This is a genomic window from Bradyrhizobium japonicum USDA 6 (assembly GCF_000284375.1).
In the GTDB taxonomy this organism is placed as follows: Bacteria; Pseudomonadota; Alphaproteobacteria; order Rhizobiales; family Xanthobacteraceae; genus Bradyrhizobium; species Bradyrhizobium japonicum.
The window spans coordinates 2,942,389-2,960,298 of sequence record NC_017249.1 but is presented as its reverse complement, the minus strand read 5'-3'; the positions used below and the strand labels follow the sequence as shown (position 1 = coordinate 2,960,298).

The following is a 17,910-nucleotide window of genomic DNA, read 5'->3' as shown; positions in this document are numbered from 1 at the left end:
AGCGAAACAGTAAACCTTCTGCATGGCTCTCGTACTGGTTACCGGTGGCAGCGGCTTCATCGGACATCATCTCGTAGAAGCGCTCCGCGCCCGTGGGCAGCGGGTACGCGTTCTCGATGTCCGTGCGCCGGCCGCGGCGAACGCGGACGTTGAACATATGCACGGTTCGGTGCTTGACGCCGCGGCCGTCGATGCTGCGGTCGCGGGCGTCGATCAGGTCTATCACCTCGCCGGCCTCCCCGGCATGTGGGTCGCCAACAAGCAGGACTTCCACGAGGTCAATTGCCGCGGCACCGAAGTAGTGCTCGCAGCCGCGATGAAGCGCGGGGTCTCGCGCTTCCTGCACTGTTCGACGGAATCGATCCTGTTCCCCTATTCCGACCTCAACGGCGTTGCCGCCGAAGAGGCGCTGCAGCCGGCCGATGCGATGCCCGGCGCCTATACGCGGTCGAAGTCGCTCGCCGAGCACCACGCCGCGAAGGCGGCGGCCGCGGGCTTTCCGCTCGTCATCGGCACGCCCACCATGCCGATCGGTGCCGCCGACCACAATCTGACGCCGCCGACGGCGATGCTCTGGTACTTCCTCCAGAAGAAGGTGCAGCCGCATCTCAACTTCCTGGTCAATCTCGTCGATGTCCGCGATGTCGCGATGGGGCTCGTGCTGACCATGGAGCGCGGCCGCATGGGCCAGCGCTACATCCTCGGCGGCGACTGCGTCCCGCTCGGCAACATCCTGCGGATGATGTCGGCGATGAGCGGCCGCCGGCAGTTCCCGATCGTCGTGCCCGGCAAGATCGCCGAGCTCTCCGCGATCATGCTCGAAGCCATCTCCGATCGCATCACGCGCCGGCCGCCCAACGGCACCGCCGAGGGCGTGCGCATCGCGCTTGCCGCGAGCGACCTCTCGATCGGCAAGGCGCGCACCGAGCTCGGCTACGCGCCGCGCCCGATCGAACCGGTCTTGCGCGAAACCATCACCCATCTGCTCGCCCGCAACGGCCAGCGGCCCTCCGGCGCCATCGAGCATCACGCGCTGTCCTCGCGCGCGAGCTGAAGCCGCCGCCCAAACGCAAAGAACCTTCATGTCCTTCGATTTCAGCAAGCTTCTCTCTGTCGCCTGGGGTGGTTGGACCACGACCTGGCCGACGCAACTGCTCGCCCTGATCTGGCTCGCCTGGCTTGCCAGCTGGGTCGGCGCCTCGTTCTGGCAGGGCCGTACCCAGAAGCAGGTGATGACGCTGGAGTCCGGCCGGTATCGCATCCCGATCCTGGTGGGCGGCATCCTGTTCACGCCGTGGACCGCGGAAGTACTTGGCGAGAAGCCGCTCTGGGTGTTCAGCAACACCGGCGTCTACATCGTGGCGGTGATCGTGCTCGCCGGCATCTCCTTCACCTGGTGGGGACGGCTGCATCTCGGCCAGTTCTGGTCGAACACCATCACCCAGAAGGAAGACCACCGCGTCATCGACACCGGCCCGTACGGCATCGTGCGCCACCCGATCTACACCGGCCTGATCCTCGGCATGCTGGTGACCGGCATCGCAGTCGGCACGGTGACCGCCATGCTCGGCGCCATCCTGATCTCGCTCGGCATGTGGCAGAAGGGCCGGATGGAAGAGGTGTTTCTGTCCAAGGAGCTCGGCGAAGACGCCTACGGCGCCTATTGCCGCCGCGTGCCGATGATCATTCCGTTTCTGTCGCCGCGCTGAAGCGTCCCGAAGGCGCGGTTGCAGCGTTCCGCCTTCTCTGCACGACGTTACTGCTAGTGTAGGTCTTGCGCTCGATCCAAGCTTTACCATCAGTCGCTTGCTTGTCAGCCAAGCAAGCGACAATACGAAATCTCTCGCAGGACGAGAGCGGGTCTGCGAGGGAATGCGCCTAGCCTTAGTCGTGGTGCCAGAGGAGTGAAGTCCGTATACTGACAACGCTACGGAGAAGCCTATTATGCAGTTGTCAAAGGTCGCCGCGTTGACGCTCATCGCTAGCTGTCCAAGCCTACTGTCTGCATCTCGGGCGGCGGCCGTTTCCGAATGCTCAATCTCAGGCACACTAGCCGATTGGGGCGAGAACTCGACGGCCGACATTGACCTCGCGTCCGGAGGAAGTTGCCAGTTTCCAATCAAGATGCGCGGCACGGTGAGTGGCTCGGACATTTCTCAAAAGCCGTCGCACGGCAAGCTGAAAAGGCTCAACCTGTCTACGTTCGAATACAAGGCAAAGGCCAGATACAAGGGTAGCGATACCTTTGCCATCAAAGCGACGGGTCAGGGACCGACAGCTTCTGGCACGTCGGTAATCACTGTGCACGCGACGATCAAATAGCGTTCCGCGCATTGATTGCATGGTGAACGCGCGAGCGACAGCCGCCCGATGTCTCGCGCCAATGGCAACCCAATGAAAAGGGACCATCGGAGCGACCGATGGTCCCAAGCTTCGTTGGCAAAGGCCTTGCCGTGTCTTGCCAAGTTTGGCTGCGAGCAGACTTGGCGGGCTGCTTGCAGGGTTGATGCTCGCTTTACGCTGGCCTTCTGGACCCTGGCCTCTTTGACGCTGGCCTTACGGACACTGGTCCCGTCGGACACTGGTTGCCGTCAGCTCTGGTCAGGTCGGCGCTCGTCGCTCTCGGCTCTGGATGGTGCGAGAAACCGGCTCGATCAACCAACGCCAATTGAACTGCCGACCCAATGAATAGTCTAGGTGTTGTTGTCGGTTCCTCTCGAAGAAATTTGGGTTAGCGAGGCTGCCAATTCCCGCATCGTTGGATGTCTTTTCCAACGACAACCGGCAGCTCGTCGACCGAATTGCAAACGGCACACGTCCTCGCGCTGGACTAGTCAGCGCGAGTTTTGCTTTTCGGAGATCGTACCCTTCTGGCGGGTCTTGTCACTGCGATGTCAGCTACGGCAGGGTTTGCGACTGACGCCGCGAGAATTTCGTATTGAGCATGCATCCAATGGACTTCCGCCTTTCCGTCGGGTTGCCCATCGGCGACCCAGAGGTGGTAGGCGCGCTCGCGAATTGCCTCTTCCAGATTTGGCATGGGATTTTCCTTGCGAATGATCCGCCCGGCCCCAGCCAAAAGACTTGCTCCAGTAGGGTTAATGAAATCTTAACGGGGCAGCGAAAGCCAAGCTTCGCGCGGGTGCGGCTCAAGGGCGGTCGGCGCTCATTGCGAGAGATCTCGGCAGCGCTCGCGGACGCAGGCAGCAACGAACGGTAATGCGGCGACCGGCATCAAACTCATGCTTACCGAGGGTCGACGAGGCCGTGCACGGGCCGCCTCTTTGGGGGCTCGGGGCCCGATTGACACCAGCACAGCGAAACTAGTCAGTCGACTGGCGCGAGCCGTTCGTTCCACCGCGCCGCAAGGTTTTTGATCTGTTCGAAATGCAGGATCGCCGGTTCACCCTCGCGGACGATTGTCGTCCGCTTGCGTTCCTTGGGTGGCAACGTCATCGCGCGCGATACTGCCGCGCGCAGTTTCATCGAGCCGTGATCTGTCAGGGTGACGAGTTCTTCCGGGTCAAGGGCCATGGGTCCACGCCTACGCTACCGGCTGGCCCGCAAGCCAGCACACGCGCCCCGAATGCCCAATTCTCCAGATAGCCCAACATGGTTAATAGTTCGTTATCGTTTGGCTCTGTCATTTGGATTGGCGCGCGGGTCACGCGGCGTCTTGTCCCGCAAGTAAAATGAGCCTCTCAGGCTGCACCAGCCCCTATTCGGGTCGAACCCAATCCCACACAATTTCAAATGCTAAAGGAGGTGGCTACCGCCAGGCCTGCAGCAGGGGTAATTGGCCCGTGCCGCGCCGGTCCGCGCGGTAGCCCCCAATGAGCCATTGCAGTCGCAATTGATCAGGCTACCGCTGCCAACCTGCCATCGGCATGCGGATTTGCGCAAAGCAGACGCTTGCGAATGGCCTCTTCAACGAGCGCAAGCGCTTCCTTGGCTTGTCGCGCCTCGGCTTCCGCAACCTCGGCGCGAAGCTCTACGGCCGTCAACTTATCCTTCTGAGCTTCAATGCAGCACTGGGCTTGCTCCAGCGCTCGGCAAGCATCTTGCAGCTTACGTTCGGTGGTGATGGTGAGTTCACGCTGTGCCCGCTCGGCGGCCTCCGCTCGCCCTTCGGCCAGCCGCAATCTTTCCAAGGCGCTCGTGCAAAGCGATTGGGCACGCGCTTCGGTCTCGCGGGCGTGCTTCTCCATATCGCGGAAGACATCGGCCGCTTGATATACCAGATCGAGAGCTGTTGCTCCCTTGTCTGGTGCCAGCGGTGAGGGAAAGCTCAGGACGCCCTCATCCCCTCCAACCGGCGCTCTGGAACCACGCTGCGCCATGCAGTCCAAGCTCGTCGCGAACACACATACACGACCAGTATCATGAACAGCTGTGGTTAACGGATGGTTAAACAGTTGCATGCCTGGAGATGTCGTGACGGCGCGCGGCGGGCAATGGCGCGGAAAATCAGTCGGCAACGTTCTTTGGGCGTGCCTAGCGTTGGAGCAGAGGCTCGCGCCGGCGGCTGGAGCGGCAGATCGGCCGCTGATCTTCCTCTCTCCATGCAAATTTGGTCGGCTGCCATTCCACGGGAATAGGTGTCGGTCGAGTTCCGCAACGGTTGACCTTTGTCCCACGACCCAGTTGGATGCGCGCGCAACGAGGCACGACGACATTCATCGTGGATCTGGAGAGGTCGACGATCAGGCCTGAGCCCGCGAGGGGCTTGGTGCGATCCGGTGTTGGACTGTGCACTATGCCTAGGGTTCGACAGGGGTTCTCATGACTTTTTCCAGCATCTTTGCGCAGTTCGTTGCGCTCCTCGGTGGCATCGCGCTGCAATGGCGGAAGTTGTCGGGCACCGTGCCTGCGCCGGCCTGGGGCCAGACGCCCTCCATTCCCGAAGCCAAGCCGCAAGGCGCGATCCCGACGCTGAAGATGCCGACGGCCAGGGGCTGGAGCGAGGGCCACAAGCCGACGGTCGCCCCCGGGCTCAAGGTCAATGCGTTCGCGACCGGGCTCGACCATCCGCGCTGGATCGAGGTGCTGCCGAATGGCGACGTGCTGATCGCGGAGGCGACGCAGATCGCAGGCGCGCCGAGGTCGGTGTTTCACTATGCGATGCAGGCGACGATGCGGCGCGCCGCAGCGCTCGGCGTCAGCGCCAACCGCATCACGCTGCTGCGCGACAAGAACGGCGACGGCGTCGCGGAGCATCGCGGCGCGTTCATGGAAAATCTGAGCCAGCCGTTCGGCATGGCGCTGGTCGGCGACACATTCTATGTCGGCAACACCGACGGCGTGATGGCGTTCCCTTATGTCGCCAATGCCGACCGCATCACTGCGCCGGGCAAGCGGCTCACAACGTTCAAGCCGAGCGGCCACTGGACGCGCAGCCTGCTCGCAAGCCCCGACGGCAAGAAGCTCTATGCCGGCGTCGGCTCGCTCAGCAACATCGCCGAGATGGGCATGGAGGTCGAGGAAGGCCGCGCCGCGGTCTATGAGCTCGATCTCGCCGCCGGCACGCATCGCATTTTTGGTGCGGGCCTGCGCAATCCCGTTGGTCTTGCCTGGGAGCCCAATACGAACGTGCTCTGGACCGTCGTCAACGAGCGCGACGGGCTCGGCGACGAGACGCCGCCGGACTATCTCACCTCGGTGCGCGACGGCGGCTTCTACGGCTGGCCCTATTGCTACTGGGGCAAGACGGTGGACGACCGCGTGCCGCAGGATCCCGCGATGGTCGCGAAGGCACTTCAACCGGACTACGCGCTCGGCGGCCACACCGCTTCGCTCGGCCTGTGCTGGATGCCGGCGGGCACCCTGCCCGGCTTCCCCGACGGCATGGTGATCGGCCAGCACGGCTCGTGGAATCGCAGCACACTCTCGGGCTACAAACTGGTGTTCATCCCGTTCGAGAACGGCAAGCCCTCCGGCCCCGGTCGCGACATCCTGTCGGGCTTCCTGTCCCCGGACGAGAAGGAATCCTACGGCCGTCCGGTTGGCGTCGTGATCGGCCCCGACAAGAAGTCGCTGCTGATGGCCGACGACGTCGGCAACGTGATCTGGCGCGTCACGGGCGCATAGAGGTTACGTTCCGACACAAAGCGTGGCGCGCTGCTTGCGCAGCAGGGCGATCACGGACAGCGCCGTGATCAGGCCCGTCTTGGGATTCTCCGACGGGATGTTCTCGATCGACATCGAGAAGCGCGCCGAATCCGCCTCGACCTCGATGCGGTGAACGTTGCGCGTCACGGTCGGGTCGGCCCAGATCTGCACGGAGGTGCGGTCGGGCCCGACGCCCGCGAGCGACAGCGCGACCGCGACGTTGAGATTGGCCGGAAAGCCCTTTGCGGCCTCGCGCGCGGTGCCCTCGAACAGCTTGAGCGGCTCGCGCAGATTGTCGATGTCGATGTTGTTTTCGACGATGAAGGGCGCGCCCTTCAGACCGTCGATCGGCTTGCGCGTCACCATCTTCACCGAATGAATGTTGCCGATTGCGGCGGCGTTGACGGCGTCGAGCCCGATCAGCGCGCCGGTCGGCACGATGATGCGGCCGCCATTGGCGCGGGCGAGATCGACGAGATCGAAATTGTCGAGCAGCCCGCCGACGCTGACGACGACCGCGGCCTTGCCCCGTTTCACCGCGGGCTCGACGATCGCGCGCAATTGGCTGCTCGGCGCGCATTCGACCACGATGTCGGCGACTTCGCCGAGCTGCTCGATCGGCACGATTTGCGGCGGACGGCGCAGACCGCCGATAAAGGCCTGATGCTTGGCGGGATTGCGCACCGCGGCGGCCGACAGGGTCAAGCCCTCGATACCCTGATCGAGCGCCGACGCGATCTTGGTGCCGATCGAGCCCAGGCCTGCGATGGCAACCCGCAATTCGTTCGAAGCTTTCTGTCCAGTCATCGCGTCCCACCTTCTCGCCAGGCCAATGTCATAGCCGCTCACGCCTCCCGCGCATAGCTGCGCAGGCGCGCCTCCAGCACCGCCAGCATGGCATCGCGAGCCGGGTCGCGCGAACCGCGCAGCCATGCGGCGGCAAGCGGCAGCCGGCCGATGGGGCCGCTCTGCTTCGGCCGCAGCGGCACGAAGCGCACGCCCGTCACCGCCATCCGCGTGGTCCAGCGCGGCACGATCGCAACGCCGAGCTTCGTTGCCACCAGATGGATGATGGTCTGCTTCTCGTCGGCGACCTGCACGATGCGCGGCGTCAGCCCGGCCTGCTCGAACAGCTTGATCGTGAGGTCATGGCTGTGCGGCCGCGAGCGGCGGTCCGGCACCAGCATCGCCTCGTCGGCGATCTGCGCCAGCGTGATCGACTTGCGCTCGGCGAGCGCATGGCGCTGCGGAAACGCCACGATCGCGGTCTCCTGGAGCAGATCGCGGAATTCGAGCCGCTTGTCCGCACTGTCGGGCGGGCGGACGAAGGCGAGATCCAGCGCGCCGGTCAAAATCTTCGGCAGCAGCCGGACGGTCTTGTCTTCGAGCAGCTGCACCGCGATCTCGGGATGCTTGTCGCGGAAATCGCGCAAGAGCGGCGGCAGCAATCCCGCCGCGGCGCTGTCAATGGCGCCGACCCGCAGCCGCCGCGCGGCGCCGGCACGCGAGCGGTTGCGCAGATTGCTCTCGACCGCCTCGACCTTGGCGAGAATGGCGCGGGCATCGCGCAGCAGCGTCGTGCCGTCTTCCGTCAGCGACACCGCGCGCGTGGTCCGTGCGAACAGACGCGTTCCCAGATCTTCTTCCAGCAACCTGATCTGCCGGCCGAGCGCAGAGGGCAGCATCTGGAGCTGCTGCGCCGCATGGCCGAAATGCAGCTGCTCCGCCGCCGCCACGAAGCATCGCAACTGATGCAATTCCATCCAAGGTCCTCTGGTCTCGGACAAGCCCGGCCATGACGCCGTGGCGGCCTTCCAGCGAGGATTATATCATTTTTTGTATAAACCAGCGCCAATTGAGTATGCCTCCTTCCCGCGCCTAGGCTCATTGCCGGCGTGGACCTCCAGCGGTCCGCCTCACAACAACAAACCGGAACTCGAGGAGGCCAGGGTGGCGAGCGAAATTCAGACGCGCGTGCTGCGCAAGATCACCTGGCGCATCGTTCCCTTCATCATGCTGCTGTACTTCGTGGCCTTCATCGACCGCGTCAATATCGGCTTTGCCTCGCTGACGATGAACAAGGACATCGGCCTGTCGCCCGCGGTCTACGGCTTCGGCGCCGGCATCTTCTTCTGGGGCTATTTCCTGTTCGAGGTGCCATCCAACATCATCCTGCACAAGGTCGGCGCGCGGATCTGGATTGCGCGGGTGATGATCACCTGGGGCCTCGTGTCGGCGGCGATGGCGTTCGTGCAGGGCACGACCAGCTTCTACGTGCTGCGCTTCCTGCTTGGCGTCGCCGAAGCCGGCTTCTTTCCCGGCATCATCCTCTACCTCTCCTACTGGTTCCCGGCGCGCCAGCGTGCCGCGGTGACCGCGCTGTTCATGGCGGCCGCGCCACTCTCGACCGTGCTGGGCTCGCCGATATCGGGCGCGTTGCTGGAGATGGACGGCCATCTCGGCTTCAAGGGCTGGCAATGGCTGTTCGTGCTGGAGGCGCTGCCGGCCGTGGTGCTCGGCTTCGTCGTGCTTGGTTTCCTGACCGATCGCCCCGAGAAGGCGAAATGGCTTGCGGAAGACGAGCGGCGCTGGCTGGTCGAAACCATGAACGCTGAGACCACCAGCAAGGCCGCGACCGCGAGCCACAGCATCTGGCGCGGGCTTGCGGACCCGCGGGTGCTGGCGCTGTCGCTGATCTATTTCGGCACCTCGGCCGGCCTCTACACGCTCGGCGTCTGGGCGCCGCAGATCATCAAGCAGTTCGGCCTGTCCTCGCTTCAGGTCGGCTTCCTCAACGCCCTGCCTGCAACCGCCGCCGTCGTCGCCATGATCCTGTGGGCGCGGCACTCGGACCGCACCGGCGAGCGTACCTGGCACGTCGTATGGGCCTGCCTGATCGCGGCTGCGGGCCTCGCCTATGCCGGTCTTGCGGCCGGCGTCGTCGCCGTGCTGGTCGCGCTCGCTCTCGTGAATATCGGCATCTCTTCCGCAAAACCGCCGCTGTGGAGCATGCCGACGCTGTTCCTGTCCGGCCCCGCGGCCGCGGCAGGGATCGCCACCATCAACTCGATCGGCAATCTCGGCGGCTTCGTCGGTCCAGCCATGATCGGGTGGATCAAGGACCAGACCGGCAGTTTTGTCGGCGGCCTCTATTTCGTCAGCGGCCTGCTCGTTCTCTCGGCGGTCCTGACCCTGCTATTGTCGCGCGCGCAGACCGCGCCCGTCGAACCCGTCCCGCAATCCCACTGACATCTCAAACGGAGCATCTTCATGCGCACTCATTCGATCGCAGCAATTCCGGCCGACGGCATCGGCCCCGAGGTCATCTCGGCCGGCGTCCGCGTGCTGGAGGCTCTGGCAAAACGCAGCGGCGACCTGGCCTTCAACGTCAAGACGTTCGACTGGGGCTCGGACTATTACAAGAAGCACGGCGTGATGATGCCGGCCGAGGGCCTTGCCGAGCTGAAGAAGTTCGACGCGATCTATTTCGGCGCGGTCGGCGCGCCCGACGTGCCCGATCACATCACGCTGTGGGGCCTGCGCCTGCCGATCTGCCAGGGCTTTGACCAATACGCCAATGTGCGGCCGACCAAGATCCTGCCCGGCGTCGCCTCGCCGTTGCGCAATGTCGGCGTCGGCGATCTCGACTGGGTGATCGTGCGCGAGAACTCGGAAGGCGAATATGCCGGCATGGGCGGCCGTGCCCACAAGGGCCTGCCGGAAGAGGTCGGCACCGAGGTCGCGGTGTTCACCCGCGTCGGCGTCACCCGGATCATGCGCTACGCCTTCCAGCTCGCGCAGTCGCGGCCGCGCAAATTCCTGACCGTCGTGACCAAGTCGAACGCGCAGCGCCATGGCATGGTGATGTGGGACGAGATCGCAGCCGAAGTCGCGACCGAATTCCCCGATGTGACCTGGGACAAGATGCTGGTCGACGCCATGACGGTGCGCATGACGCTGCATCCGAAGAGCCTCGACACGATCGTCGCGACCAACCTCCACGCCGACATCCTCTCCGATCTTGCCGGCGCACTCGCCGGCAGCCTCGGGGTGGCGCCGACCGGCAACATCGACCCGCAGCGCCGCTTCCCCTCGATGTTCGAGCCGATCCACGGCTCGGCGTTCGACATCACCGGCAAGGGCATCGCCAACCCGGTCGCGACCTTCTGGACCGGTGCCCAGATGCTCGAGCATCTCGGCGAGAAGGACGCGGCAATACGGCTGATGTCGGCGGTCGAGCGCGTCTGCGCGGCCGGCGTGCTGACGCCCGATGTCGGCGGCAAGGCGACGACGAAGGAAGTCACGGACGCCGTGATCGACGCGATCCACGGGACGAATGTGTGATCGCCGGTCTTCGTCATGGCCGGGCTGGTCCCGGCCATCCACGAACTTTTCACGCGGCAGCAAGAACGTGGATGCCCGGGACAAGCCCGGGCATGACGGGTGGGAATTAACTACTTCCGCCCTTGCGACGGAGGCGCCGGCGCCGCCATCGCGGCCAGAGGCTCCGGCGGCGTCAGATGGCGCGGGACGATGATGGACTGGCCGGGGGTGAGGGTCGCGTTCTCCGCCAGCGAATTGCTTTGGGCCAGCGTCCACAGCGGCACGCGGCGGGCGGCAGCGATGCTCTCCATGGTGTCGCCCGCGCGCACCGGCACCCGCACGCCGCTGTCCCACAATTCGACCGGCGTGTTCGCCGGCACGAGATAGCGCAGCGGCACGGCATCGGCCTGGCTTTGCGCGGGGATGCGCGGCAACTGCGTCACCATCTCGATGATCTGGCGATGGATGTCGTCAGACTTCTCGATGTTGATGTGCGTGACACGCGAGTTCTCCTTGAGGTCATAGCTCGCATAATGGCCGCGATAGCCGGGCACGGCCACGACGTCGCCGCCGCCGAGCACGCTGTCGGACATGAAAATGTTGATGAAGCGCTCGACATTGAGCGGCACGTCGCCGGTCGCATGCGCGGAATCGATGGCGATGACGAGGCTGATCGGGATGTTCTCCTTGGCCGCCATCTCGGAGATCACGACCGAGCACAGCCCGCCCATGGAATGGCCGATCAGCACGATCGGCGCCGGGCTTTCCTTGTAGCTGGAGATGGCACGATCGCCGACCCACCGGCAGATGGTGAATTCATAGACGTCGGCCGAGAAGCCGGCCTTCGTCAGCTTTTCGCCAAGCCGGTCCATGCCGGTCGAGAAGATCGGCCCCATGGCGCCACGGAACAGGTAGATTTTTGGCGGCGGCAGCGGTTCGGCGAGCGGGGCAGGAGGCGGCGGCGCAGCGGTCGCGACCGCGGGCCGCTTCGGCTTCGCAGGTGAGGCAACGGCCATGCCGGTGCCTAGGGCGAGCAGCGCAACCGCTGCCAGCACGACTAGCCGCCTCGGATCGATCATCAGTCCAGCAGTCCCACCATGAGAGGCAAAGGCCCCCTCCGCGGGCTTAGTGACCACCGATTGGGTGGATTTTGGGGCACGGAACCGGGCCCGTGACCGTCGGTCGAGGTTCTCATTCTGCCCCTTGCATCCCCGGTATCAACTGAACGGAACCCATGACTGGGCTTCGCAGGCGTCGAGGATCACCGAGCTCTGGATTCCCTTGTAGGCGTCATCGTCGAAAAAGACCGAATAGGCCGGGTGGCTGTCGGACGGACCGCCTCGCTGCCTCAGGCAGACGAAATACGACCCCGGCCCGTGGTCGCTAGGACGGACGGCGGATGTCTCGAGTCCCCCGCTCAGCTTGACTTCGGCGGCTGCCTTCCTGACGCCCTCCTGCACCGCCTTGGCACCAGGCGGACGCGGAGGATGATAGACAGGAGGCAAATTCCCGCTCGATGCGCATCCCGCCAGCAAGAGCGTCAAGACGGCGGACAAGGCCGCCAGAGATCTGCGGCGGCCGAAGACGGACCTTCGCTGGCCGCACGCCAACTCACATCGTGAATGCATCGCTTGTCCCCGGTGCCGCGCTCGGTGCGCGCCTCATCCCTGGGTCAGGACGAGATAGAGGCAGCCGGCGACCGTGGGCAGGAACGCGACCAGGGCCGTCATCCAGAAGCCGGGCTCGAGCATCGAGTCCTGGTCATCCCTCGCATCGACTGCACGCCGATCTGCGTTCGTCCGGCTCCACGCCTCATCAGCCGTGAACAGGGGAACGCCGCTCGGGCGCGCATCGTCGCGCGCTGCGCTTTGGCGCAAAGCGCGTTGGGAAGGGCGAGTTATTCCGGATGTCAGCATGTCATCAACTCTGATCGGCTACCAATATTTCGGGCTCGGATGTTGCGGGGCGCGCGGCCGCATCATTGTGTCAGCACCTGCTCTGAATTCGCTCCGGGCACAGGCGGCGGGACCGGATTGCCGGCCGGGCTCTCCTTGGCGCCGGAATCGGTCCAGGCCGGCGGCAGGCCAAGCCCCTGCCCCGCGAAGCCGGTGATGCCGGGAAACCGTCCGAACGCTTCACAGGCGACATATTTGGGCGCACCGCCGAGGCGCACGGGAATGCTGTCCATCGGCGGCAGCGCGGGGATGCCGCCGAACGGCGATTCTCCGGTCGTAACCAGTTTTGCGAAGTCCGTGCCGAAATCGGCGGCGAGATCGTAGGCATCGCCCTCATTGGCGACCCGCGGAGAGTTGGTAATCGAGTTGGCGCCGCGCGCCCAGACCATGGCCGCCTTCTGAAATCCTGCAAAATCGCGCGCTTCCGCCTCGACCGACAGGCTGCCGAGCCCGACCGGAAGCCTCGGCACCGGTACGGGCACGCCGGGAAGCACAACGGTCTTGGCAATCGACAGGGCTTTCGATGCGCCGGAGGCGGTCGGGCTGGTCGGCGCGGCATGCGTCACCGTCGCCTGCACCGTGAGATCGGCGTCGTCATCGGATGAGACGATACGAAAGCGCTCGCTCAAGCGGAGACACAGCTCGCGACTGATGGCGTTCGCGACCAGGCGACGTTCCTTTTCGGTCAACACGACATCGGTGCGCGCGGGAAAGACGGTCGATGCGATCCGGATCGTCTTCGCCGCCAGCACATCCTGCTTGTTCACGCGGATTTTCGATCGCGTCACCAGCCCGTTCGCCTCCGACATCCGGTCGTAGCTCCTGAGCGAGCCGGCCTGTTCGAGCGGCGCGGTCGCACACCCTCCGAGCGCAAGCGCGGCTCCCATCAGGGCCCTCCGTGGAAAGCGCATGGTCCCATTCCCGCTCGGCGGCTTATTAGAGAGATCGCTCTAATAACCACTGTCACGCCTCGCAACATCCGTCAATATAAATAGATGAAACTCTCTAATTTTGATTTTCTCGTGGCGGACCGTCGTGCTAAACGGGGCAAGTGTGAATGGAGATGTCCGGTTTGAGGAAAGTCGACCCCGTCAAGCATGAGCAGAAGCGCGGGGAAATCCTCGGCGCGGCGATCCGCTGCTTCATCAGGGACGGCTTCCGCGGCGCCAGCACGACAGACATCTGCACTGAAGCCGGCATCAGCCCGGGGCACCTCTATCACTACTTTCCGAGCAAGGTGGCGATCATCGAGGCGATGATCGACCTCGGTCTCGCGCGGTCGGCCGAAAAGTTCGAAAAAATTCTGGCTGCCCCCGACGTGATCGAGGCGCTGCTCGTCGATATCGAGGAAACCAGCCTGCGATTTCGTCCCGCTCAGATCCTCAATCTGGATGGCCTCGCGGAGGCCGCGCGCAACCCGGAATTCGCCGAGATCATCGAACGCCACACCAGCGCGGTCCGCCGCATGTGGAGCGATTTCCTGCGCCAGGCGCAAGACCGGGGACGGGTGGATCCGGGACTCGATCCGGACGCGACGGCAAACATCCTGATCGCCCTCGTCGACGGATCACGCGCCATGCCGATCCGCGATCCGAAACTGGATATCAAGCAGAGCGTAGAGCATCTGAGAACGATGCTCGTCCGCTTCCTGAACCCGCCCGACGCACAGAGCGCTGCGATCAAGCCCCGCATTCAGAAGACCGGTCGTCCCCTGAAGCTGGTCAGGAAGCGATAGAGCCCGCCGCTAGAGCGGCAGGAGGCGGTTCAGCAATTCCAGCAGCGTGCGCTGCTCGGCCGCGCTGAGCGGGGCCAGCATCTTTTCGTTATAGGGTTCCGTCAGCCTTGCCCCCTCGGCGATGAGCTTTGCGCCCTTCGGCGTCAGCATCAGCTCGACGGCGCGGCGGTCCGCCTTCGAGCGGTTGCGCTTGATGAAGCCGGACGATTCGAGCTCGTTCAGGATCTTGATCAGGTTCGGCAGGCGCAGCCGAAGCAGGCTGGCGAGGCTGCTCGGCGGCACGCCGGGATTGTCACGAATGACGGCGAAGATCGCATAGGTCGCCGGCGTCAGGCCCAACGCGGCGAACTCCTCGTAAAAGCCTTCGAAGAATTTCAATTGCGCGAGGCGCAGCATGAAGCCGGGCGTCCGCCGGAGCGCGCGCAGGTCCAGCGATTTCTCCGGCTGCTGATCGGACTTCAACCCGGGTCTTACGGTTTTCGAGCTCATGATCCTCAATCCGCGGCGGCCACCGGTCAGCCGAATTGACACTCTCAAAAATAGCTATAAAATATAACTATTATTTAGCGGCACCAAGACCGCATATGGGAGGGACACAATGAACAGCAAATTCCTGCACAAATTGTGCATTTTGGCCTCGATGCTGGTTGCCGCGCCGGGCTTTGCCCAGGATGCCGTGAAGATCGGCATCCTGAACGACCAATCCGGTCCGTTCGCGAGCTATCAGGGGATTGGGTCGGTCGTCGCCGCAAAAATGGCGGTCGAGGATTATGGCGGCAAGGCCGCCGGCAAGCCCGTCGAGGTCGTCGCGGCGGATCACCAGAACAAGACGGACATCGGGATCGGCATCGCCAGGCGCTGGTACGAGAACGACGGCGTGGACGCGATCTTCGATATCCCCAACTCGTCGATCGCGCTCGCCGTCGCCGGCATGAGCGCCGAGAAGAACAAGGTCTTCGTCGGATCGGGGGCCGGCACGGTGCTGCTCACCGGCGAGAAATGCACGCCGAACACCGTGCACTGGACCTACGACACCTATGCCTACGGGCGCGGCCTCGGCAAGGCGATCGTGCAGCAAGGCGGCAAGAAGTGGTTCTTCATCACCGCCGACTACGCGTTCGGTCACGACCTGGAGAAGCAGGCCGCGGAGGCCGTGAAAGCCTCCGGCGGCGAGGTGCTCGGCAGCGTGCGGCATCCGCTGGGAACAGCCGATTACGCCTCCTTCCTGCTCCAGGCCCAGGCTTCGGGCGCGAACGTCGTCGGCTTCGCCAATGCCGGCGACGATACCATCACGTCGATGAAGCAGGCCGCCGAGTTCGGGCTGACCAGGGACCACAAGCTGGTCGGATTGATCCTGGGGATGAACGGCCTTCCCTCACTCGGACTGAAGTTTGCGCAGGGCGCGCAGATCATGAACCCGTTCTACTGGGATCTGAACGACGGCACGCGCGCTTTCGCCAAACGCTTCGCCGAGCGCATCCCATCGAAGTCCTATCCCAACGACATGCAGGCCGGCGTCTATGCCTCGGTCATTCACTACCTCAAGGCGGTCGACAAGGTCGGCGGCGCCAAGGACGGCAAGGCCGTCGTGGCAGCGATGAAGGAGATGCCGACGGACGATCCGCTGTTCGGCAAGGGCTACATCCGCAAGGACGGACGCAAGATCCACCCGCTCTATTTGCTCCAGGTCAAGGCGCCCGAGGAGTCGAATTCGGCCTGGGACCTGCTGAAGGTCGTCGCCACGATCAAGGGCGAGGACGCATTCCGCTCGGAGAGCGAAGGCAAGTGTCCGCTCTCCAGTCAATAAAGCGGCATCAGGAGTTCACGATGACCGGCATCGCGTGCAGCCAGGCCGACCCGTTTGCGCCTGATTTCCTGATCGATCCGTATCCCGCCTACGAAACCTTGCGGGCGCTGGGGCCCGTGTTCAGGCTCGCGCGTTACGACGTGTGGGCCATGGCGGGCTATGCCGGGGTCGAGGCGGCACTGAAGGACTGGAAGACCTTCATCAGCGGCGAAGGCGTCGGCCTCAACGGAATGAACCCGGCGCTGCCGAAACCGCTGACACTCCAGATCGATCCGCCCGACCACGACAAGGGCCGCCGCGTCCTCGGCCGCACCCTGTCCCCGGGCGTCGCAAGGAAGCTGCGCGAGACGTTTCAGCAGGAGGCGGAGAGGAAGGTCTCGGAACTGATCGACAAAGGCACCTTCGATGCGGTGGCCGATCTTGCGGAAGCCTATCCCATGAAAGTGTTTCCGGATGCGATCGGCATCCGGCCTGACGGCCGCGAGAAGCTGCTGGCCTGGAGCACCTTCGTGTTCGACAGCTTTGGGCCGGAGAACGAGATGCTGGCCGCATCGCGCAAGGCGGGGCTCGCCGCACAGAGCTGGATCATGGAATGCTGCGCCCGGGACGCGTTGCAACCCGACGGGCTCGGCATGATGATCTACCAGGCCGCCGACGACGGCGAGATCACCGAGCACGAAGCAACGCACCTGGTGCGGCCGTTCCTCACCGCCGGGATCGACACCACCGTCAATGGCATCGGCAATACCCTGCTGGCGCTCGCCACGCATCCGGATGAATATCGCAAGCTCCATCAGAGACCGGAGCTGGCGCGCAACGCCTTCGAGGAGGGGTTGCGCTATGACTCACCGGTGCAGACGTTCTTCCGAACCACTTCGCGCGAGGTCGAGACGAGTGGCGGCGTGATCCCCGCGCACCGCAAGGTGCTGCTGTTCATGGCCTCAGCCAACCGCGATCCCGCGCGCTGGGACAACGCGGACCGCTTCGAGGTCGAACGGAGCGCGACCGGGCATGTCGGCTTCGGCGCCGGCATTCACGCCTGTGTCGGCCAGATGATTGCACGTCTGGAAGGCGAATTGATCTTCGGCGAGCTTGCAAGGCGCGTGAAGACCATCGAGCTCACGGCAGAGCCCAGACGCAGGCTCAACAATTCCCTGCGTGGGCTGGAGAGCATGCCGGTCCGCGTGACCGCCGCTTAGGCGGCATCACGCGGTGCTGCGAGCGGGACGCGCCCTCAGTTCCTGGCCGGAGCCGATGCCGCCGCCGAGCGTGCCTGCCGCGGGGCCCTGGGTGCGCCGGGTTCGGCGACCGGACTTGCCGGGGCGCGCGAGCGCATGATGGCGGCGTCGATCTCGCCGATGACGCGGCGCTGGATCGCCTCGCTCTTGTCGATCGAGATGTGGCCCACACCGGTGCCGCGGACGTCGACATTGTCGAGCTTGCCGCGGAGGCCAGTCGCTGCCCGCACTGGCTCACCGGGACCGTCGCCGATAAAGATGTTGATGTAGCGTTCGGCGCCGGTCGACAGCCTGGTCTTGAACACGGAATCGAGGCCGATCGCGAGCTTCACGGGAACGCCGAGCTGGTTGAGCTTGGCGATCATGTCCGGCAGCGCAGTCGCACCGGAGGAATGGCCGACCAGGATGATGGTCTTGACTCGGCCGGCCCGGTAATCGGCCGCGGCTTCATCGGCGAGCGAGGACCAGGACACGAAATTCGCAACCGTCACCTGCATGCCTTGCGCCTGGAGCCGGGCGCCGATCGTGTCGAGCCCGAGCGAGAAGATGTTGAGCACGCCGCGGAGCAGGTAGACATGGGTGGTCGCGGCCGGGGACTGGCTCGGCGCCGCCCTGGCGGTGGTCGGGCTGATGGCAACAGCTGACAGCAGGAGCAGGCAGATCGCCCACACACGGAGGGCGGGCAACTGGCTGGCGCCGGCGGTGTGACGGCCGTTCGGTCTCATCTCGATGTTTTCCCTGGGG

General features: G+C 64.5%; 19 protein-coding genes. 9 read left to right on the top strand and 10 right to left on the bottom strand.

Translation table 11 applies throughout. The features are described from left to right. The first annotated feature begins 22 nt into the window (after positions 1-22). The 3 genes from BJ6T_RS13865 (at position 23) to BJ6T_RS13855 (ending at position 2,322) form a co-directional block, all read left to right on the top strand. On the top strand, positions 23-1,054 hold the full coding sequence (locus BJ6T_RS13865; RefSeq protein ID WP_028170659.1) for an NAD-dependent epimerase/dehydratase family protein: 1,032 nt from the start codon (positions 23-25) through the stop codon (positions 1,052-1,054). Positions 1,055-1,082: 28 nt separating this feature from the next. Beyond that, complete coding sequence (locus BJ6T_RS13860) at positions 1,083-1,709, top strand: methyltransferase family protein (RefSeq protein ID WP_014493000.1); 627 nt, start codon at positions 1,083-1,085, stop codon at positions 1,707-1,709. A gap of 235 nt (positions 1,710-1,944) precedes the next feature. Next, entirely contained in the window at positions 1,945-2,322 is a 378-nt protein-coding gene (locus BJ6T_RS13855; protein ID WP_014492999.1) for a hypothetical protein, read from the top strand. A gap of 508 nt (positions 2,323-2,830) precedes the next feature. Here the strand turns inward: BJ6T_RS13855 and BJ6T_RS49600 are convergent. The 3 genes from BJ6T_RS49600 to BJ6T_RS48245 form a co-directional block, all read right to left on the bottom strand. Beyond that, on the bottom strand, positions 2,831-3,040 hold the full coding sequence (locus BJ6T_RS49600) for a DUF2934 domain-containing protein (protein ID WP_014492998.1): 210 nt from the start codon (positions 3,038-3,040) through the stop codon (positions 2,831-2,833). A gap of 287 nt (positions 3,041-3,327) precedes the next feature. After that, positions 3,328-3,534, bottom strand: a complete 207-nt coding sequence (locus tag BJ6T_RS13845; protein ID WP_014492997.1) for a hypothetical protein — start codon at positions 3,532-3,534, stop codon at positions 3,328-3,330. A gap of 323 nt (positions 3,535-3,857) precedes the next feature. After that, entirely contained in the window at positions 3,858-4,421 is a 564-nt protein-coding gene (locus tag BJ6T_RS48245) for a nucleotide exchange factor GrpE (protein ID WP_225894937.1), read from the bottom strand. Between the two features lie 361 nt (positions 4,422-4,782). Between BJ6T_RS48245 and BJ6T_RS13835 the strand changes: the two genes are divergently transcribed. After that, positions 4,783-6,087, top strand: coding sequence for a PQQ-dependent sugar dehydrogenase (locus BJ6T_RS13835; RefSeq protein WP_014492995.1), 1,305 nt, complete (start codon positions 4,783-4,785; stop codon positions 6,085-6,087). Between the two features lie 3 nt (positions 6,088-6,090). Here BJ6T_RS13835 and BJ6T_RS13830 read toward each other — a convergent pair whose 3' ends face one another. Both BJ6T_RS13830 and BJ6T_RS13825 read right to left on the bottom strand, forming a co-directional pair. Further along, positions 6,091-6,915, bottom strand: coding sequence for an aspartate dehydrogenase (locus BJ6T_RS13830; RefSeq protein ID WP_014492994.1), 825 nt, complete (start codon positions 6,913-6,915; stop codon positions 6,091-6,093). Between the two features lie 38 nt (positions 6,916-6,953). Beyond that, entirely contained in the window at positions 6,954-7,871 is a 918-nt protein-coding gene (locus tag BJ6T_RS13825) for a LysR family transcriptional regulator (RefSeq protein ID WP_014492993.1), read from the bottom strand. A 187-nt stretch (positions 7,872-8,058) separates the two neighbouring features. Here BJ6T_RS13825 and BJ6T_RS13820 point away from each other — a divergent pair, with 187 nt between their 5' ends. Both BJ6T_RS13820 and BJ6T_RS13815 read left to right on the top strand, forming a co-directional pair. After that, positions 8,059-9,357: an MFS transporter gene (locus BJ6T_RS13820; RefSeq protein WP_014492992.1), complete on the top strand. Its 1,299-nt coding sequence runs from the start codon at positions 8,059-8,061 to the stop codon at positions 9,355-9,357. A 21-nt stretch (positions 9,358-9,378) separates the two neighbouring features. Further along, positions 9,379-10,452, top strand: a complete 1,074-nt coding sequence (locus BJ6T_RS13815; protein WP_014492991.1) for a tartrate dehydrogenase — start codon at positions 9,379-9,381, stop codon at positions 10,450-10,452. Between the two features lie 110 nt (positions 10,453-10,562). Here the strand turns inward: BJ6T_RS13815 and BJ6T_RS13810 are convergent, their stop codons facing one another. The 3 genes from BJ6T_RS13810 to BJ6T_RS13795 all read right to left on the bottom strand — a co-directional run bounded on the left by BJ6T_RS13810 (position 10,563) and on the right by BJ6T_RS13795 (position 13,273). Next, entirely contained in the window at positions 10,563-11,510 is a 948-nt protein-coding gene (locus tag BJ6T_RS13810; RefSeq protein ID WP_028170656.1) for a LysM peptidoglycan-binding domain-containing protein, read from the bottom strand. 582 nt (positions 11,511-12,092) lie between these two features. After that, a complete protein-coding gene (locus tag BJ6T_RS13800) occupies positions 12,093-12,347 on the bottom strand; it encodes a hypothetical protein (RefSeq protein ID WP_028170655.1) in 255 nt (84 codons plus the stop codon). Between the two features lie 62 nt (positions 12,348-12,409). Beyond that, positions 12,410-13,273 carry a DUF3313 domain-containing protein gene (locus BJ6T_RS13795; protein ID WP_014492988.1) on the bottom strand — a complete coding sequence of 288 codons (864 nt, stop codon included), beginning with the start codon at positions 13,271-13,273 and terminating at the stop codon, positions 12,410-12,412. A gap of 170 nt (positions 13,274-13,443) precedes the next feature. Between BJ6T_RS13795 and BJ6T_RS13790 the strand changes: the two genes are divergently transcribed. After that, positions 13,444-14,121, top strand: a complete 678-nt coding sequence (locus BJ6T_RS13790; RefSeq protein ID WP_014492987.1) for a TetR/AcrR family transcriptional regulator — start codon at positions 13,444-13,446, stop codon at positions 14,119-14,121. 9 nt (positions 14,122-14,130) lie between these two features. Here BJ6T_RS13790 and BJ6T_RS13785 read toward each other — a convergent pair whose 3' ends face one another. Next, complete coding sequence (locus BJ6T_RS13785; RefSeq protein ID WP_014492986.1) at positions 14,131-14,610, bottom strand: MarR family winged helix-turn-helix transcriptional regulator; 480 nt, start codon at positions 14,608-14,610, stop codon at positions 14,131-14,133. 109 nt (positions 14,611-14,719) lie between these two features. On the opposite strand from BJ6T_RS13785, the gene BJ6T_RS13780 reads away from it, so the two are divergent. Both BJ6T_RS13780 and BJ6T_RS13775 read left to right on the top strand, forming a co-directional pair. Then, on the top strand, positions 14,720-15,928 hold the full coding sequence (locus BJ6T_RS13780) for an ABC transporter substrate-binding protein (RefSeq protein WP_014492985.1): 1,209 nt from the start codon (positions 14,720-14,722) through the stop codon (positions 15,926-15,928). Between the two features lie 20 nt (positions 15,929-15,948). Next, the gene (locus tag BJ6T_RS13775; protein ID WP_014492984.1) at positions 15,949-17,127 is read left to right on the top strand and encodes a cytochrome P450; all 1,179 of its coding nucleotides are present in this window, start codon (positions 15,949-15,951) and stop codon (positions 17,125-17,127) included. 35 nt (positions 17,128-17,162) lie between these two features. Here BJ6T_RS13775 and BJ6T_RS13770 read toward each other — a convergent pair whose 3' ends face one another. Next, positions 17,163-17,891 (bottom strand): hypothetical protein, encoded by a 729-nt coding sequence (locus BJ6T_RS13770; protein ID WP_014492983.1) that lies wholly within the window; start codon positions 17,889-17,891, stop codon positions 17,163-17,165. Positions 17,892-17,910: the final 19 nt, after the last annotated feature.

Coding starts and splice junctions, on each gene's coding strand:
- BJ6T_RS13865 (WP_028170659.1), top strand. CDS start 23: ATGGCTCTCGTACTGGTTACCGGTGGCAGCGGCTTCATCGGACATCAT.
- BJ6T_RS13860 (WP_014493000.1), top strand. CDS start 1,083: ATGTCCTTCGATTTCAGCAAGCTTCTCTCTGTCGCCTGGGGTGGTTGG.
- BJ6T_RS13855 (WP_014492999.1), top strand. CDS start 1,945: ATGCAGTTGTCAAAGGTCGCCGCGTTGACGCTCATCGCTAGCTGTCCA.
- BJ6T_RS49600 (WP_014492998.1), bottom strand. CDS start 3,040: ATGCCAAATCTGGAAGAGGCAATTCGCGAGCGCGCCTACCACCTCTGG.
- BJ6T_RS13845 (WP_014492997.1), bottom strand. CDS start 3,534: ATGGCCCTTGACCCGGAAGAACTCGTCACCCTGACAGATCACGGCTCG.
- BJ6T_RS48245 (WP_225894937.1), bottom strand. CDS start 4,421: ATGCAACTGTTTAACCATCCGTTAACCACAGCTGTTCATGATACTGGT.
- BJ6T_RS13835 (WP_014492995.1), top strand. CDS start 4,783: ATGACTTTTTCCAGCATCTTTGCGCAGTTCGTTGCGCTCCTCGGTGGC.
- BJ6T_RS13830 (WP_014492994.1), bottom strand. CDS start 6,915: ATGACTGGACAGAAAGCTTCGAACGAATTGCGGGTTGCCATCGCAGGC.
- BJ6T_RS13825 (WP_014492993.1), bottom strand. CDS start 7,871: ATGGAATTGCATCAGTTGCGATGCTTCGTGGCGGCGGCGGAGCAGCTG.
- BJ6T_RS13815 (WP_014492991.1), top strand. CDS start 9,379: ATGCGCACTCATTCGATCGCAGCAATTCCGGCCGACGGCATCGGCCCC.
- BJ6T_RS13810 (WP_028170656.1), bottom strand. CDS start 11,510: ATGATCGATCCGAGGCGGCTAGTCGTGCTGGCAGCGGTTGCGCTGCTC.
- BJ6T_RS13800 (WP_028170655.1), bottom strand. CDS start 12,347: ATGCTGACATCCGGAATAACTCGCCCTTCCCAACGCGCTTTGCGCCAA.
- BJ6T_RS13795 (WP_014492988.1), bottom strand. CDS start 13,273: ATGGGAGCCGCGCTTGCGCTCGGAGGGTGTGCGACCGCGCCGCTCGAA.
- BJ6T_RS13790 (WP_014492987.1), top strand. CDS start 13,444: ATGGAGATGTCCGGTTTGAGGAAAGTCGACCCCGTCAAGCATGAGCAG.
- BJ6T_RS13785 (WP_014492986.1), bottom strand. CDS start 14,610: ATGAGCTCGAAAACCGTAAGACCCGGGTTGAAGTCCGATCAGCAGCCG.
- BJ6T_RS13780 (WP_014492985.1), top strand. CDS start 14,720: ATGAACAGCAAATTCCTGCACAAATTGTGCATTTTGGCCTCGATGCTG.
- BJ6T_RS13775 (WP_014492984.1), top strand. CDS start 15,949: ATGACCGGCATCGCGTGCAGCCAGGCCGACCCGTTTGCGCCTGATTTC.
- BJ6T_RS13770 (WP_014492983.1), bottom strand. CDS start 17,891: ATGAGACCGAACGGCCGTCACACCGCCGGCGCCAGCCAGTTGCCCGCC.